The following is a 16120-nucleotide window of genomic DNA, read 5'->3' as shown; positions in this document are numbered from 1 at the left end:
GGTCTGAGTTCACCCAGGGTGGCGGATAGTATCGCTGCTGCCCGCCGTTCAAACTTTGAAGGCTGCCAAACTCTCACCATCAAAAAACAAAAATTGTTATCAATTTATAACAATCATGTTACCTGCCCATCAAAGCAAGACCATGTCCGTCTGCTATGCTTTTTTGTTAAGTACATCGCGAATTTCACAGAAGTGTGATCTAACACACTCCACCAACTCTTTTAATTCCAAGGAGTAATCACTTATGAACCAACTAGACGGCATCAAACAATTCACCACGGTCGTGGCTGACAGCGGGGATATCGAATCCATTCGCCACTACCAGCCACAGGATGCGACCACTAACCCGTCGCTGCTGCTGAAAGCCGCCGGGCTGTCGCACTTCTCGCATCTGATTGACGACGCCATTGCGTACGGTAAAGGACGCGGGAAGACCAAAGAGCAACAGGTCGCTGAGGCCAGCGATAAGCTGGCGGTCAATATTGGTAGCGAAATTCTGAAAAGCATTCCCGGACGCGTCTCTACCGAAGTTGACGCTCGCCTCTCCTTTGACCAGGAGAAAAGCATCGCCAAAGCGCGCCATCTGGTGAAGCTCTACGAGGAGCAGGATGTTGAGAAATCGCGCATTCTGATCAAGCTGGCCTCCACCTGGGAGGGGATCCGCGCCGCCGAGGTGCTGGAAAAAGAGGGGATTAACTGCAACCTGACGCTGCTGTTCTCCTTTGCTCAGGCACGCGCCTGCGCCGAAGCCGGGGTGTTCCTGGTGTCACCGTTCGTCGGGCGTATTTACGACTGGTATCAGGCCCGCCAGCCGATGGACCCCTACGTCGTAGAAGAAGATCCCGGCGTGAAATCCGTTCGCAATATCTACGATTACTATAAACAACACCGCTACGAAACCATCGTGATGGGTGCCAGCTTCCGCAAGACCGAGCAGATCCTTGCTCTTACCGGCTGCGACCGTCTGACCATCTCCCCTAACCTGCTGCAGGAGCTGCAGGAGAAAGATGAGGATGTGATCCGCCGCCTGGTACCTTCCTCAACGGTGTTGCCAAAACCAAAACCAATGACCGAAGCCGAATTCCGCTGGGAGCATAATCAGGACGCCATGGCGGTCGATAAGCTGTCAGAAGGGATCCGTCTTTTCGCGGTCGACCAACGCAAACTCGAAGATCTGCTCGCCGCCAAACTGTAACCTTGCCATGGAGTGAACTATGTCCCGTAAAGAGTTAGCCAATGCCATTCGCGCCCTCAGCATGGATGCCGTGCAAAAAGCCAATTCCGGTCATCCAGGCGCACCAATGGGTATGGCCGATATCGCAGAAGTGTTGTGGAATGATTTCCTGAAGCACAACCCCAACGATCCCACGTGGTACGACCGCGACCGCTTTATTCTTTCCAACGGTCACGCGTCGATGCTGCTCTACAGCCTGCTGCACCTCTCCGGCTATAACCTGCCGCTCGAGGAGCTGAAAAACTTCCGCCAGCTGCACTCCAAAACCCCGGGCCACCCGGAGCTGGGTTATACCCCTGGGGTGGAGACCACCACCGGCCCGCTGGGTCAGGGGCTGGCGAATGCGGTCGGGCTGGCGATTGCCGAGCGCACGCTGGCGGCGCAGTTTAACCAGCCGGGGCATGAGATTGTCGATCACAATACCTATGTGTTTATGGGCGATGGCTGTCTGATGGAGGGGATCTCTCACGAGGTGTGCTCTCTGGCGGGCACGCTGGGGCTGGGCAAGCTGATTGGTTTCTACGATCACAACGGTATCTCCATCGACGGCGAGACCGAGGGCTGGTTCACTGACGACACGGCAAAACGCTTTGAAGCCTACCACTGGCACGTGGTGCATGAGATTGACGGCCACGATCCTGAGGCGCTGAAAGCGGCCATTCAGGAAGCGCAAAGCGTGACCGATAAACCGTCGCTGATTATCTGTCGCACGGTCATCGGATTTGGTTCCCCGAACAAAGCCGGCAAGGAAGAGGCCCACGGCGCGGCGCTGGGTGAAGAGGAAGTAGCCCTGACCCGGCAGAAGCTGGGCTGGAAATACCCGGCCTTTGAGATCCCGAAAGAGATCTACAAAGCCTGGGATGCCCGCGAAGAGGGCGAGAAAGCGCAGGCGGCCTGGAACGACAAATTTGCCGCCTACCAGAAAGCGCACCCGGAGCTGGCGGCCGAGTTCAGCCGTCGCATGAGCGGCGGCCTGCCCGAGAACTGGGAAGAGACCACGCAGACGCTGATTGAGAACCTGCAGGCTAACCCGGCGAAAATCGCCACCCGTAAGGCCTCGCAGAATACCCTCAACGCCATTGGTCCGATCCTGCCGGAGCTGCTGGGCGGCTCGGCGGATCTGGCCCCCAGCAACCTCACCATCTGGTCGGGCTCGACCTCACTGAAAGAAGATATCGCCGGGAACTACATCCACTACGGGGTGCGTGAGTTCGGCATGACCGCTATTGCCAACGGTATCGCCCATCACGGCGGGTTTGTGCCCTATACCGCCACCTTCCTGATGTTCGTGGAGTATGCGCGTAACGCCGCGCGTATGGCGGCGCTGATGAAGGCCCGGCAGATCATGGTCTATACCCATGACTCCATCGGGCTGGGGGAAGATGGCCCGACCCACCAGGCGGTGGAACAGCTGGCCAGCCTGCGTCTGACGCCAAACTTCAGCACCTGGCGTCCGTGCGATCAGGTCGAAGCGGCGGTGGGCTGGAAGCTGGCAGTAGAGCGCCATAACGGCCCGACGGCGCTGATCCTCTCCCGCCAGAACCTGACGCAGATCGAGCGTACCCCGGAGCAGGTGAAAGATATTGCCCGCGGGGGATACATCCTGAAAGACAGCGGCGGCAAGCCGGATGTTATTCTGATTGCCACCGGGTCGGAGATGGAGATCACCGTTAAGGCGGCGGAGAAGCTGACCGCGGAAGGTCATGCGGTGCGGGTGGTATCTCTGCCTTCAACGGATATCTTTGACGCGCAGGATGAAGCATACCGCGAGTCGGTGCTGCCGTCAGACGTTACGGCGCGCGTGGCGGTTGAAGCGGGTATCGCGGACTACTGGTACAAGTATGTCGGGCTGAAAGGGAAAATTGTCGGGATGACCGGCTATGGCGAATCCGCCCCGGCCGAGAAGCTGTTCCCGTTCTTCGGCTTTACGGTTGAGAACGTGGTGGAGAAGGCGCAGGCCTTGCTGTAAGTGCCTTGCCCGGCGGCGCTACGCTTGCACGGGCCTACCAGGTCAAAACAAAACGGCAACCGAATGGTTGCCGTTTTTTGGTTTTGTAGGCCGGGTAAGCGCAGCGCCACCCGGCATATCTACGGCTGTGCGGCCTGATGCCCTCACCCCGCCCCTCTCCCACAGGGAGAGGGAGGATTGCTTTTACCTTGTGATCCACAAGGTCGGCCAGGAATCGGGGCCATGCCAGTTATCGCAGCTCGGCTCTTCTGCGTAACGAACCAGACGGAAACGCTGGCCGGTAAAACGCCAGCGCGTCTGGATCCCACAATCGGCAATGCCGCGTCCCAGCGCGAGGGTGGTCAGCTCGCGGCTCTTCTCATCGAAGCTGGCGTTCATGAGCTCCATCTCGCTGCTGTCGCTGGAAGGCGTAAACGGCAGACGCAGCCGCACCGCATGGGAGGCAAACGGTTTTTTACGCGATACCAACCAGGCCAGATCGACGGTGTTATAGGCCCCGGCCTCGCAGCTGATCATCAGCAGGGCTTTGTCATCGGTTAAGGCGGTAACCCGCACCTCACGCCGCGCCGGGTCGAGCGAACACTGGCTGTTGTTGATGCGCCAGGAGCCGTAGTCGGTCAGATCGCTGCGCTCCTCGCGGGATAATGGCGTAGGCGTCGGGTTGATCACGGCCACCTCTTTCAGCGCCGGCGCGGGGGGAACACTCAGCGGCGGCTGTGCGCCTTTGTTGATCCACGCGGTTTCACTCCCACCACGCTTTTGCTGGGCGTCAATAAACTGCAGCGCCTCTTTCAGTCCATCCAGGGAAATAACCTGCTTGCCATCCGCAAGGGTGATGGCCTTTTTCTGCTGAAGGGTTGTCAGCAGGGCAGTAATCGTCGCGGGATGATCGGTGGTCAGACGCCAGGGGGTTATCTGCCAGTGCGGGGGAGCCAGCTGCAGCGGCTCGCCGTCGAGCAGCAGGCGGGGCGCAATGGCAGGCTGTTTAGGGTCGGGCGTGGCCAGCCCGCCGAGATCGATACGCAGCACCGCATCGGTTTTCGCACCGGCGCTGCGGCTGAGGGTCATCACCAGCCCGTTATGCTCACCGGTATTACGCGCAATGCAAAAGTTCTGGTTGTTGCAGGTCACCTGCCAGTCAGTAAACGACTGCTGTGCAGGTGCCGCCTGAACCAGAGCCGCGGGCAGCACGCTGAGCATAAAGATAAGAAAAAGGCTGTGACGCATGAATAGCAGGATCCCGGAAGCAAAGACTCGACAAACAGAGCGTATCTTCCTGCTCAGCCCGGGGTTGCTCAATCAGATTTATCGGATAGATTTATATAAAATGCATCTTATTAAGGATAATAAGATCAATCCATTAACCCGGAGCTGCGCAAATACTGTAAGAGTATCACCGTCTTGCCATCCCGTATTTCACCCGAATGTACCATCGATAGCGCCTCGCTAAAGGGCAGCTCCAGGACCTCGATCTCTTCGTCTTCTATACCGCCGCCCTTGCCTGTGCGCTGGGCGTCGCTGTATTCCGCCACGAAGAAATGGACGATTTCCGTCACCCCGCCGGGGGACATGTACAGCTCAAACACCTTACGTGCATCGCCGACTACAAAACCGGTCTCTTCAATCGCCTCTTTGCGAATGCAGACTTCCGGTTCGTCGTTATCCAGCAGTCCGGCGCAGGTTTCAATCAGTCGCCCATCGGGATTGCCGTTTACCCAGGTGGCGATGCGGAACTGGCGGATCAGCACCACGCTCTGCTTCTCAGGGTTATAGAGCAGCACCGTGGCGCCGTTACCCCGATCGTAAACTTCACGTTTGTGGCGCACCACTTCGCCGTTACGCCGCGTCAAATCGTAGGTCAGGTTGCGCAGAATGAAATAGTTATCCGAGAGGCACTTGTCTTTTATCAGTTCAATTTTCAAGTTTATACGGGCTCCATAGCGCAGGACATGCCGGTCATACTACGCTGAGAAGCCCGCGTTGTCGTCCGTCAGGTTAATGCGCAGCGGGTACCTCGACCCCAAGCCAGTCGGCGATGCCCTGGGCGGCGTGCCGACCTTCTGCCATCGCCGTGACCACCAGATCGGCCCCGCGCACCGCGTCGCCACCGGCGAAAATCTGCGGATTGCTGGTCTGATAGCGGTAGCGCGTCTCGACGCTGGCGGCGATCCGCCCCCAGTCATCCACCTCAACCCCCTGCGCCTGTAGCCAGGGCATGGCATGCGGGTTGAAGCCAAAGGCCATGATCACCGCGTCGGCAGGCATCACAAATTCGCTGCCCTCGATGGGCACCGGACGGCGGCGTCCCTGGGCATCCGGCTCGCCCAGCCGGGTACGCAGCAGGCGGATGCCGTTAACCCGCCCGGACTCATCGAGGGTCAGCTCTACCGGCTGAACGTTAAATTCAAAGGCCGCCCCCTCTTCCCGGGCGTTGTTGACCTCTTTTTTCGAGCCCGGCATGTTGGCTTCATCCCGGCGATAGGCGCAGGTGACGTTGGCTGCCCCGTGACGCAGCGCGGTGCGCACGCAGTCCATTGCCGTATCGCCGCCGCCGAGCACCACCACGTTCAGCCCGGCGGTATCAACAAAGGGCTCCTCCACCGACGGCGGCAGACCCATTAGCTGCCGGGTGTTACCCACCAGGAACGGCAGGGCATCGTAGACTCCGGGCGCATCCTCATGAGGAATACCCGCCTTCATCGAACGGTAGGTGCCTACGCCGACAAACAGGGCATCGTACTCGCTGAGCAGCTGCGCCAGCGGGATATCTTTACCCACCTCGCAGTTCAGCTCGAAGCGGATGCCCATCGCCGTGAAGATCTCCCGACGGCGGGCCAGCAGGGATTTATCCAGCTTAAAGGCCGGAATGCCGAAGGTGAGCAGGCCACCAATCTCCGGGTGACGATCGAAGACCGTGACGCTGACGCCGCGGCGGATTAACGCATCGGCGCAGGCCAGCCCGGCAGGCCCGGCCCCGATAATAGCAACCCGCTTATCGACGGGCGTGACGTGACTCAGATCGGGCCGCCAGCCTTTGGCCAGCGCCTGGTCGGAGATATAGCGTTCGATATTGCCGATGGTCACCGACCCGGCCACATCGCGTATCGTGCAGGCCCCTTCGCAGAGTTTGTCCTGCGGGCAGACCCGTCCGGTGATCTCCGGCAGGCAGTTGGTCTGATGGGAGAGCTCCACCGCAGCGTCGATGTCCCCGGCCTTCACCCGGTCGATCCACTGGGGGATGTGGTTGTGCAGCGGGCAGGTCCATTCGCACACCGAATGCTCCCCGCAGGTCAGGCAGCGGTCGGCCTCACGCTGTGCCTGCGCCGGGCGGAACGGCAGGTAGATTTCGTCAAAATTACCCGCCCGTGCCGCGGGGGCAAGTTTATCCGGCTCACCGCGGGCGGCCAGGGCATACATCCGCTCGCGTTTGCTCATCTCACGGCAATCGCGCGCGGCACCGGTCTGCCACGGCTGCGCCTCATGACGCGCCGTGCGTACCTGTCGCGCGCGGGCCAGCTGGTTCAGGGTATCGGGCGTGACCCGCGACAGGGCATCCGCCGGGCAGTTCGCCACGCAGGCCGGGCCCTCGGGGCGATCCAGGCAGAGATCGCACTTCTGCGCGGTCGTATTGACAATATCCATGGTGCCAAACGGACAGGCCACGACGCAGGCTTTACAGCCAATACATTTCTTCGCGTTAACCTGCACGCTGTCGCGCGTGCGGCCAATGGCGCCATTCGGGCAGCTCTGTAGACAGGGGGCATTCTCACAGTGGTGACAGGTCACGGCGCTGTGTTTAGTGCCCTCTTTCACCACGGTGATACGAGGGGTAAAATGGCGCGCGCTGAGGGCATGTTGTTCATTATGATGCGCCATAACGCATGCCACTTCGCAGGCACGACATCCAATGCATTGTTGGCTGTTTGCCATAATAAAATGATTCATCACGGTTCCCCTGCTGGGCTGAATAACCTTATTCTTTGTATGAGTAGTGTATTTACCCACCGCAATGGATTCAGGCAATGTTCAATTGCCCAGGAACGCGAACTATTTCGCCGGAACCTGTGTCAGATCAATTAATTTCATTCCTGATGAAATTACGTTTCATTCCCCCCGCGGAAACGCTTATCAGGTCTGTATCGTCTTAGCTCAGGAAGCGATTTGTGATAGTCAAACAACCGGTTTCACGCACTCTTGCCCGGGCCTTTTTCGCCATCATTGCCCTGTCGCTGCTGACGAGCGCCATCGCGCTCTTTACCCTTGCCAGCAGCCAGCGCGACGCCGAAGCGATCAACCTGGCGGGGTCATTGCGGATGCAGAGCTATCGCCTGGGTTACGATATGCAGCGGGGCAGCGCCGATCTGCTGCCCCATCGGCAGGCCTGGCAGCAAACGCTGAATGCTCCCGCGCTGCGCACCCTGAAAAGCTGGTACGTGCCGGATGAGGTTCAACAGCGTTATCACCTGCTACAGCTGGCGTGGCAGGGGGTCAATGAGAAGCTCGATCAGGGTGATTTCGTCTGGTATCAGAACCATATGGATGAGTATGTGGCGCGTATCGACGCCTTTGTTCTCTCCCTGCAGCACTACGCCGAAAATAAGATCCGGCTGGTGTTTGCCATCTCCTTTGCCGGGGGGATCGGCATCATCCTGCTGGCACTGAGCACGCTGCGCCGGATCCGCCGGCAGGTCGTCGCCCCGCTCACTCATCTGGTCGCCTCCAGTCTGCACATTGAGCAGGGTCGGTTTGATACCCCGGTGCCGGATACCGATCTGCCGAACGAGCTTGGCCTGCTTTCCCGCACCTTTAACCATATGGCGGCCGAGCTGCACACCCTGTATCGCTCGCTGGAAATTTCGGTTGAAGAGAAGACGCACCATCTGCACGAGGCCCACCAGCAGCTGGAGATGCTGTTTACCTGCTCGCAGGAGATGAACACCAGCAAGATCGACAGCCACTGCTTCCGTCATATCCTGCAAACCGTGCGCGAATATACCGGGATCGCCTGGCTGGCGCTGCATACCAGCGACGGCTGGAAAATGCAGGAGGGTGAGCCCGTCGAACACCTTGAGACGCAGGTGCTGCCGGTCATTATGCTCGAGACCCGGTTCGGTGAGCTGCGCTGGCAAAGCGAGCAGCGCGCCGTGCCGATCCCGCTGATGAAAAGCGTGGCCACCATGCTCGGGCGCGGCCTCTTCTCCAACCAGGCGCAGAAGCACTACCACCAGCTGCTGCTGATGGAGGAGCGCGCCACCATCGCCCGGGAACTGCACGACTCGCTGGCGCAGGTGCTGTCGTATCTGCGCATTCAGCTGACGCTGCTTAAACGAGCGGTGCCGGAGGAGAACGCGGCGGCTCAGGAAATCATCACCGATTTCTCCCGGGCGCTGAATGCCGCTTACCGCCAGCTGCGCGAGCTGCTCACCACCTTCCGCCTGACGCTGAACCAGGCCAACCTCCCCGCCGCACTACAGGAGACGCTGGACGATCTGCAGAAGCAGACCGGGGCAACGCTGAGCCTCGACTGTCAGCTCTCCTCCCTGGCGCTGGACGCCCAGATGCAGGTCCACCTGCTGCAGATTGTGCGCGAGGCGGTGCTGAACGCCATCAAGCACGCTCAGGCCAGCGATATTCGGGTCAGCTGCGTGACCGCCCCGGACGGCAGCCACAGGGTGAGCATTCGTGACGACGGCATCGGGATTGGCGACGCCAGCGAGCCGCCGGGTCACTACGGTCTTAACATCATGCGCGAGCGCGCCGACCGGCTGGGGGGTACCCTGCACTTCTCACAGCCGCCCGGCGGAGGGACGCAGGTCAGCGTCTGTTTCCGCTCGTCAGCGGCTACCGAGGGTAAATAAGGGTAAAATCAGGGGGAATGTCATCAGTCAGCCCTGCGGATGGGCAATACTCATCGCTTCATAAAGGGCAACGACGCGAATAAAGCGCATGATAATTTACATTATCTCCTTTATTTCTCCACGTTTGACATCCGCCTTGCGGCTAGAGTTATGCGGGCAATGTACAATGACGACGCGCAGCAAAACGAGGTCTTATTTTAATGGCGAATTTTTTCATCGATCGCCCCATTTTTGCCTGGGTGCTGGCAATTCTGTTGTGTCTCACCGGCACGCTGGCCATTTTTTCCCTTCCTGTTGAGCAGTACCCGGATCTGGCCCCGCCTAACGTGCGGATCACGGCGAACTATCCGGGGGCGTCCGCCCAAACCCTGGAGAACACCGTTACCCAGGTGATCGAGCAGAACATGACCGGCCTCGACAACCTGATGTACATGTCCTCCCAGAGTAGCGCCACCGGCCAGGCGACGGTCACGCTGAGCTTTACCGCGGGCGTTGACCCGGATGAAGCGGTGCAGCAGGTGCAGAACCAGCTGCAGTCAGCGATGCGTAAGCTGCCGCAGGCGGTGCAGAATCAGGGCGTGACGGTGCGTAAAACCGGCGATACCAACATTCTGACCATCGCTTTTGTCTCCAACGACGGCTCGATGGATAAGCAGGATATCGCTGACTATGTCGCCAGTAATATTCAGGATCCGCTCAGCCGCATCAACGGCGTAGGGGATATCGACGCCTACGGTTCGCAATACTCGATGCGCATCTGGCTCGACCCGGCGAAGCTGAACAGCTTCCAGATGACGGCGAAAGACGTCACTGACGCCATCGAATCACAAAACGCGCAGATTGCGGTCGGCCAGCTGGGAGGGACGCCGTCCATTGATAAGCAGGCGCTGAACGCCACCATCAACTCCCAGTCGCTGTTACAGACCCCGCAGCAGTTCCGCGATATCACTCTGCGCGTGAATCAGGATGGATCAGAAGTAAAGCTGGGTGATGTCGCCACCGTCGAGATGGGTGCCGAGAAGTACGATTATCTGAGCCGCTTTAACGGCAAGCAGGCCTCCGGGCTAGGGGTCAAGCTGGCCTCCGGTGCCAACGAGATGGCCACGGCTGAACAGGTCATCAAACGCCTCGACGAGCTGTCGCAGTTCTTCCCGCACGGGCTGGAGTATAAAGTCGCCTACGAAACCACCTCCTTCGTGAAGGCCTCGATTGAGGATGTGGTGAAAACCCTGCTGGAAGCCATCGCCCTGGTATTCCTGGTGATGTACCTGTTCCTGCAAAATTTCCGCGCCACGCTGATCCCGACCATCGCCGTGCCGGTGGTGCTGATGGGCACCTTCACGGTGCTGTACGCCTTTGGCTATAGCATCAACACCCTCACCATGTTTGCGATGGTGCTGGCAATAGGCCTGCTGGTGGATGACGCCATCGTGGTGGTAGAGAACGTCGAACGTATCATGAGCGAAGAGGGGCTCTCCCCGCGCGAAGCGACGCGAAAATCAATGAAGCAGATCCAGGGGGCGCTGGTGGGTATCGCCATGGTGCTGTCGGCGGTGTTTGTGCCGATGGCCTTCTTTGGCGGTACTACCGGCGCAATCTATCGCCAGTTCTCGATCACTATCGTTGCGGCGATGGTGCTGTCGGTGCTGGTGGCGATGATCCTTACCCCGGCGCTGTGCGCCACCCTGCTTAAACCGCTGCATAAGGGTGGACAGCACGGCCAGAAAGGGTTCTTTGGCTGGTTCAACCGCATGTTTGACCGTAACGCCGCGCGCTATGAGGCGGGCGTCGGGCGGATCCTGCACCGCAGCCTGCGCTGGATGCTGATCTATCTCCTGTTGCTGGGCGGCATGGTGTTCCTGTTCCTGCGCCTGCCGACCTCGTTCCTGCCGCTGGAAGACCGGGGCATGTTTATCACCTCGGTGCAGTTACCCAGCGGCTCTACCCAGCAGCAGACCCTGAAGGTGGTTCAGCAGGTCGAGCAGTACTTCTTCACTAAAGAGAAAGATACCGTCCTGTCGGTGTTTGCCACCGTGGGCTCGGGTCCCGGCGGTAACGGGCAGAACGTGGCGCGTATGTTTGTGCGCCTGAAAGACTGGGACGAGCGCGACGCCAAAACCGGCAGCTCGTTCGCCATTATCGAGCGAGCCACCAAAGCTTTCAGCCACATTAAAGAGGCGCGGGTGTTTGCCAGCAGCCCACCGGCGATCAGCGGGCTCGGCAGCTCCGCGGGCTTTGATATGGAGCTGCAGGATCACGCCGGGGCCGGACATGATGCCCTGATGGCTGCACGTGACCGGCTGCTGGAGCTGGCCGGAGAGGACCCTTCCCTCACCCGCGTGCGCCACAACGGCCTGGATGATAGCCCGCAGCTGCAAATTGATATCGACCAGCGTAAGGCGCAGGCGCTCGGCGTCTCCATCGACGATATCAACGATACCCTGCAAACCGCATGGGGCTCGAGCTATGTGAACGACTTTATGGATCGGGGCCGCGTGAAAAAGGTCTACGTGCAGGCGGCGGCTAAATACCGCATGCTGCCGGACGATATCAACCTTTGGTACGTGCGCAATAAAGATGGCGGCATGGTGCCTTTCTCGGCCTTCGCCACCTCGCGCTGGGAGACCGGCTCTCCGCGTATGGAACGCTACAACGGCTATTCCGCGGTAGAGATTGTCGGGGAGGCCGCGCCGGGCGTCAGTACCGGTACGGCGATGGATGTGATGGAAAATCTGGTGCAGCAGCTGCCTGCCGGGTTTGGCCTCGAGTGGACCGCGATGTCCTATCAGGAGCGCCTCTCCGGTGCCCAGGCGCCTGCGCTGTATGCGCTATCGCTGCTGGTGGTGTTCCTCTGTCTGGCCGCCCTGTATGAGAGCTGGTCAGTGCCATTCTCGGTAATGCTGGTGGTGCCGCTGGGGGTGATCGGCGCCCTGCTCGCCACCTGGATGCGCGGACTGGAGAATGACGTCTACTTCCAGGTCGGACTGTTAACGGTCATTGGCCTGTCCGCGAAGAACGCCATTCTGATTGTCGAGTTTGCTAACGAGATGAATGAGAAAGGCCATGAGCTGATGGCCGCTACCCTGCATGCCTGCCGTCAGCGCCTGCGTCCGATCCTGATGACCTCGCTGGCGTTTGTCTTCGGCGTGCTGCCGATGGCGACCAGCTCTGGCGCGGGATCGAGCAGCCAGCATGCGGTGGGAACCGGGGTCATGGGCGGGATGATCTCCGCGACCGTGCTCGCCATTTTCTTTGTGCCGCTGTTCTTTGTGCTGGTCCGCCGACGCTTCCCGTTAAAGGAACGACAGAAATAAGATATTGAAAATGAAAAAGGCGTCCTTACCGGCCGCCTTTTTTATGTGTTTATTTTCACATTATTGTTATTTCGCTAATTAAGTGCTCTTGCATTTCTTCCTGAATGTCATTTACGAAGCATGCCTTCGATAAAATCTTTCCAGTTCCCCAGTTCACGTTCAATCATAACTACCTCTCTTATTATTATGGCCATTCTACGAGAATATATCATCATTGTGAAGATTTTTTAATCAGTGATAATGCTCTACCCCCGTTGGTACGACTGGCTTGTACTTAATATGGGCCGGGTCCGATAAATTTTATGTGACCAACTGCAATATTTTGAAATAACCCTGATAAAGGATGGAAAATTTAATTAGCGACTGTTCTTACACGACTTTTTAGTACCTGGACTTCTATGCGGAAAAGATGAAAAAATATTCATCGCCTGTACATTCTTTATGCCAGACCTCAATATAAAATTAAGTAATAAAACAAATGTGTTATATTTTCGCAATCGCTTAAACATCGAAAATACTGAGCAATCGCGCCCGGTTAAGACAAAAGGATTCACCATGATCGTCCTGTACGGCATCAAAAATTGCGACACCATTAAAAAAGCGCGCCGCTGGCTGGAGGCAAACAACGTCGATTACCGTTTTCACGACTATCGCGCCGACGGACTTGATGCTGATTTAATGCAGAAATTCATCGCCGAGCTGGGTTGGGAAGCCCTGCTGAACACCCGTGGCACCACCTGGCGCAAACTGGATGAACCCCTGCGCGCCAGCATCAACAATGCCGACAGCGCCGCCGCCTTAATGGTTGAAATGCCAGCAATCATCAAACGCCCATTGCTCTGGGCGCCCGGTAAGCCTATGCTGCTGGGTTTCAACGAAAAGCAATACCAAACCTATTTTATTGAGGTGTAGTCTATGTCATGCCCGGTCATTGAGCTGACTCAGCAGCTTATTCGCCGCCCCTCCCTGAGCCCGGACGATGCGGGTTGTCAGGCGCTGATGATCGAACGCCTGCGGGCGATTGGTTTTACCGTCGAACCTATGGATTTTGGCGATACGCAAAATTTCTGGGCCTGGCGCGGTCAGGGCGAAACGCTGGCGTTTGCCGGACATACCGATGTCGTGCCAGCCGGTGACGCTGACCGCTGGATCAATCCGCCTTTCGAACCGACCATTCGCGACGGCATGCTGTTTGGTCGCGGCGCGGCGGACATGAAAGGCTCGCTGGCGGCGATGGTAGTTGCCGCCGAACGTTTCGTGGCGCAATACCCGAACCATAAAGGCCGCCTGGCGTTTTTAATCACCTCCGACGAAGAGGCCAGCGCCAAAAACGGCACCGTGAAGGTAGTAGAAACGCTGATGGCGCGTAACGAACGCCTGGATTACTGCCTGGTGGGCGAGCCGTCCAGCACCGAGGTGGTGGGTGACGTGGTTAAAAATGGCCGTCGCGGCTCCATGACCTGTAACCTGACCATTCACGGCGTTCAGGGTCACGTGGCCTATCCGCATCTGGCCGATAACCCGGTACACCGCGCCGCGCCGATGCTCAACGAGCTGGTCGGGATCGAGTGGGACAAGGGCAACGATTATTTCCCGCCAACCAGCATGCAGATTGCCAATATCCAGGCCGGTACCGGCAGCAACAACGTGATTCCCGGCGATCTGTTTGTGCAGTTTAACTTCCGCTTCAGCACCGAACTGACCGACGAGATGATCAAAGCCCGCGTCGCGGCACTGCTGGAGAAACACCAGCTGCGCTACAGCGTTGACTGGTGGATTTCCGGCCAGCCGTTTCTGACCGGACGCGGTAAGCTGGTAGATGCGGTGGTTAACGCTATCGCGCACTATAATGAAATTAAACCGCAACTGCTGACCACGGGCGGCACATCCGACGGACGCTTTATCGCCCGTATGGGTGCGCAGGTGGTCGAACTTGGGCCGGTGAATGCCACGATTCATAAAATTAATGAATGCGTGAATGCAGCTGATTTGCAACTGCTGGCCCGTATGTATCAACGTATCATGGAGCAGCTCGTCGCCTGACGGTTGCCCCAAAGAAGGATAAGCGAATGGACTGGCTGGCTAAATATTGGTGGATCCTGGTACTGGTGTTTCTGGTAGGCGTAGTGCTGAACGTGATCAAGGATCTCAAGCGCGTTGACCACAAGAAATTCCTCGCCAACAAACCTGAACTCCCTCCGCATCGTGACTTTAACGACAAGTGGGACGATGAAGACGACTGGCCGAAGAAAGACCAGAAGAAATAATGATTTGACCCTCTCCCCGTCGGGGAGAGGGTTATTCCTCAGAAGAACTCAACAATACCCTCATCATTCGGCTTGCCGCCGCTGAGCGCTTCATCGAAGTAGTGCTTCGGCACGGTAAAACGCAGGTGGTCCAGCGCGAACTGAACGCTGCGATCGTCAATGGCATGTCCCAGATCGTCGACAATATCCAGCGTCACATCACCGCCCGCGCGGATCAGGGCTTCCTGACCGGCAACCGCATGGGACAGCTCAATCACATGGTCTTCCCCGCCGTGGATCAGGTGGATAGTGGTCTCGGTCGTCGCCCGCTCGGGCAGGGTCGCATAGCGACCGTTGAAGGCAATCACCCGTGAGGCTAAGCCCGGCTCGGCCTTCACGCTCTCCAGCGCCATGATCGCCCCCTGAGAAAAACCGATCAGCGCGGTGGCATTTGCGCCGACGCCGCTTTGCTGCTGCCAGTAACGCACCGTATCGACAAAGGTCGGCATGATCGCATCCACCCGCTCCTGACGATTCTCTTCGGTCACGTCCTGCACCGAGAACCACTGGCGGCCATTTGGACCGCACGGCTCAACGCCGCCCACGCTCACCACCAGGGCATCGGGAAACAGTGGCGCAAACCAGCTGCCAATCTGCCCCATATTGACCGGGTTATCGCCGACGCCATGAAACAGCAGTAGCAGCTGTTTAGCCGGTTGAGCGGGGCTCTGGACAACAAAATGGTCATGTTTCATGGCAGTCTCCTTGATTGATAAACGGATTCTACGCCTGACAGGCAGAATGAACATGCCAGTTTACTGATGAAGTCATTGAAAAAATTGCCATTGCAAAACGGTGTTCTTCAGACTTTGACAACCTTCGTTGTCCAGCTGTGCCAGCGCCTGGCCCGCCTCTGCACGCAGATGACTCAGCAAAGCTTTACGTCCGCTGAGACCCAGGGCACGGCTCAGGGCATTATCGTCCAGCCCCTGCTCGACTTTGCCCCGCAGCCCTGCCAGGGGCAGATCCGTCGCCTGCAGCAGTCGCGTCAGGCTGGCAAGCGCCGCTGTTAAGGGGCGGTGGGCAAAGGCAAAACCGGCCAGATCCAGCCAGTCATCATCATTAAGGGTAGCCTCACCTGTGGCCGCTACCGGGATCTTTTCACCGTTCCAGCGTTCAATCACCGATGCATCGCGGCAGAGCCGCTGATGCTCCCGCTGGCACAGCGCCTGCCCCGCCGCGCTGATCGGCAGCACCGCCATCGCCGTGTAGCAGCCGCTGCTGGCCTCGCGGTGGCTGCCCATGCGCACCAGCACAAAGCCACAGCGCTGCCAGAAACGCCAGAGTTCGTTGGTGTAGCCGAAGCTGACGGAAAGATAGTCGATGTTGACCTGCTGGCGGGCACTGGCCACCAGCGCCCGACCAATGCCTTCGCGCTGGCGGGCGGGATGGACGGCAACGCGCGGCCCCCGCCGGGCGGTAAGGGTGGCAGCCAGCGG

13 protein-coding genes are annotated in these 16120 nt (G+C 58.5%); 7 read left to right on the top strand and 6 right to left on the bottom strand.

From position 1 onward, the window contains the following. Window positions 1-244: 244 nt before the first annotated feature. Window positions 245-1195, top strand: coding sequence for a transaldolase (tal, locus tag V7Q49_RS23235; protein ID WP_333855646.1), 951 nt, complete (start codon window positions 245-247; stop codon window positions 1193-1195). Window positions 1196-1214: 19 nt separating this feature from the next. After that, window positions 1215-3203: a transketolase gene (gene tkt, locus V7Q49_RS23230; RefSeq protein WP_333855644.1), complete on the top strand. Its 1989-nt coding sequence runs from the start codon at window positions 1215-1217 to the stop codon at window positions 3201-3203. Window positions 3204-3386: 183 nt separating this feature from the next. On the opposite strand, the gene V7Q49_RS23225 is transcribed toward tkt, so the two are convergent. The 3 genes from V7Q49_RS23225 to aegA all read right to left on the bottom strand — a co-directional run bounded on the left by V7Q49_RS23225 (window position 3387) and on the right by aegA (window position 7148). Further along, window positions 3387-4430, bottom strand: coding sequence for a DUF1176 domain-containing protein (locus V7Q49_RS23225; protein WP_333855642.1), 1044 nt, complete (start codon window positions 4428-4430; stop codon window positions 3387-3389). Between the two features lie 125 nt (window positions 4431-4555). Beyond that, window positions 4556-5131 (bottom strand): GDP-mannose pyrophosphatase NudK, encoded by a 576-nt coding sequence (gene nudK / locus V7Q49_RS23220; RefSeq protein ID WP_333855690.1) that lies wholly within the window; start codon window positions 5129-5131, stop codon window positions 4556-4558. Between the two features lie 67 nt (window positions 5132-5198). Then, the gene (gene aegA / locus V7Q49_RS23215; protein ID WP_333855640.1) at window positions 5199-7148 is read right to left on the bottom strand and encodes a formate-dependent uric acid utilization protein AegA; all 1950 of its coding nucleotides are present in this window, start codon (window positions 7146-7148) and stop codon (window positions 5199-5201) included. A 218-nt stretch (window positions 7149-7366) separates the two neighbouring features. On the opposite strand from aegA, the gene narQ reads away from it, so the two are divergent. Beyond that, complete coding sequence (gene narQ / locus V7Q49_RS23210) at window positions 7367-9061, top strand: nitrate/nitrite two-component system sensor histidine kinase NarQ (RefSeq protein ID WP_333855638.1); 1695 nt, start codon at window positions 7367-7369, stop codon at window positions 9059-9061. A gap of 200 nt (window positions 9062-9261) precedes the next feature. Continuing rightward, on the top strand, window positions 9262-12375 hold the full coding sequence (gene acrD / locus V7Q49_RS23205; RefSeq protein WP_333855637.1) for a multidrug efflux RND transporter permease AcrD: 3114 nt from the start codon (window positions 9262-9264) through the stop codon (window positions 12373-12375). 107 nt (window positions 12376-12482) lie between these two features. Here acrD and ypfM read toward each other — a convergent pair whose 3' ends face one another. Next, window positions 12483-12542: a protein YpfM gene (gene ypfM / locus V7Q49_RS23200; protein WP_015572204.1), complete on the bottom strand. Its 60-nt coding sequence runs from the start codon at window positions 12540-12542 to the stop codon at window positions 12483-12485. Window positions 12543-12930: 388 nt separating this feature from the next. Here ypfM and V7Q49_RS23195 point away from each other — a divergent pair, with 388 nt between their 5' ends. Genes V7Q49_RS23195 through V7Q49_RS23185 form a run of 3 tightly spaced genes read left to right on the top strand, consistent with a single transcriptional unit; the run spans window position 12931 to window position 14642 of the window. Beyond that, entirely contained in the window at window positions 12931-13287 is a 357-nt protein-coding gene (locus V7Q49_RS23195; RefSeq protein ID WP_333855635.1) for an ArsC family reductase, read from the top strand. Window positions 13288-13290: 3 nt separating this feature from the next. Then, window positions 13291-14418: a succinyl-diaminopimelate desuccinylase gene (gene dapE, locus V7Q49_RS23190; protein ID WP_142486658.1), complete on the top strand. Its 1128-nt coding sequence runs from the start codon at window positions 13291-13293 to the stop codon at window positions 14416-14418. Between the two features lie 26 nt (window positions 14419-14444). Further along, window positions 14445-14642, top strand: a complete 198-nt coding sequence (locus V7Q49_RS23185) for a YpfN family protein (RefSeq protein WP_333855631.1) — start codon at window positions 14445-14447, stop codon at window positions 14640-14642. 38 nt (window positions 14643-14680) lie between these two features. Here V7Q49_RS23185 and ypfH read toward each other — a convergent pair whose 3' ends face one another. Next, window positions 14681-15376 (bottom strand): esterase, encoded by a 696-nt coding sequence (gene ypfH / locus V7Q49_RS23180; protein ID WP_333855629.1) that lies wholly within the window; start codon window positions 15374-15376, stop codon window positions 14681-14683. Window positions 15377-15448: 72 nt separating this feature from the next. Next, window positions 15449-16120 (bottom strand): GNAT family N-acetyltransferase (locus tag V7Q49_RS23175; RefSeq protein ID WP_333855626.1); only part of this gene is annotated, 672 nt, incomplete at its 5' end.

The organism is Leclercia sp. (genome assembly GCF_036780805.1).
Lineage (GTDB): Bacteria > Pseudomonadota > Gammaproteobacteria > Enterobacterales > Enterobacteriaceae > Enterobacter.
This window is presented reverse-complemented; position numbering and strand designations above follow the sequence as displayed.

Bases quoted from the DNA above. Each gene is read 5' to 3' on its own strand.
- ypfH (WP_333855629.1), bottom strand. From the start codon at position 15,376: ATGAAACATGACCATTTTGTTGTCCAGAGCCCCGCTCAACCGGCTAAA.
- V7Q49_RS23225 (WP_333855642.1), bottom strand. From the start codon at position 4,430: ATGCGTCACAGCCTTTTTCTTATCTTTATGCTCAGCGTGCTGCCCGCG.
- V7Q49_RS23185 (WP_333855631.1), top strand. From the start codon at position 14,445: ATGGACTGGCTGGCTAAATATTGGTGGATCCTGGTACTGGTGTTTCTG.
- dapE (WP_142486658.1), top strand. From the start codon at position 13,291: ATGTCATGCCCGGTCATTGAGCTGACTCAGCAGCTTATTCGCCGCCCC.
- acrD (WP_333855637.1), top strand. From the start codon at position 9,262: ATGGCGAATTTTTTCATCGATCGCCCCATTTTTGCCTGGGTGCTGGCA.
- tal (WP_333855646.1), top strand. From the start codon at position 245: ATGAACCAACTAGACGGCATCAAACAATTCACCACGGTCGTGGCTGAC.
- V7Q49_RS23195 (WP_333855635.1), top strand. From the start codon at position 12,931: ATGATCGTCCTGTACGGCATCAAAAATTGCGACACCATTAAAAAAGCG.
- tkt (WP_333855644.1), top strand. From the start codon at position 1,215: ATGTCCCGTAAAGAGTTAGCCAATGCCATTCGCGCCCTCAGCATGGAT.
- aegA (WP_333855640.1), bottom strand. From the start codon at position 7,148: ATGAATCATTTTATTATGGCAAACAGCCAACAATGCATTGGATGTCGT.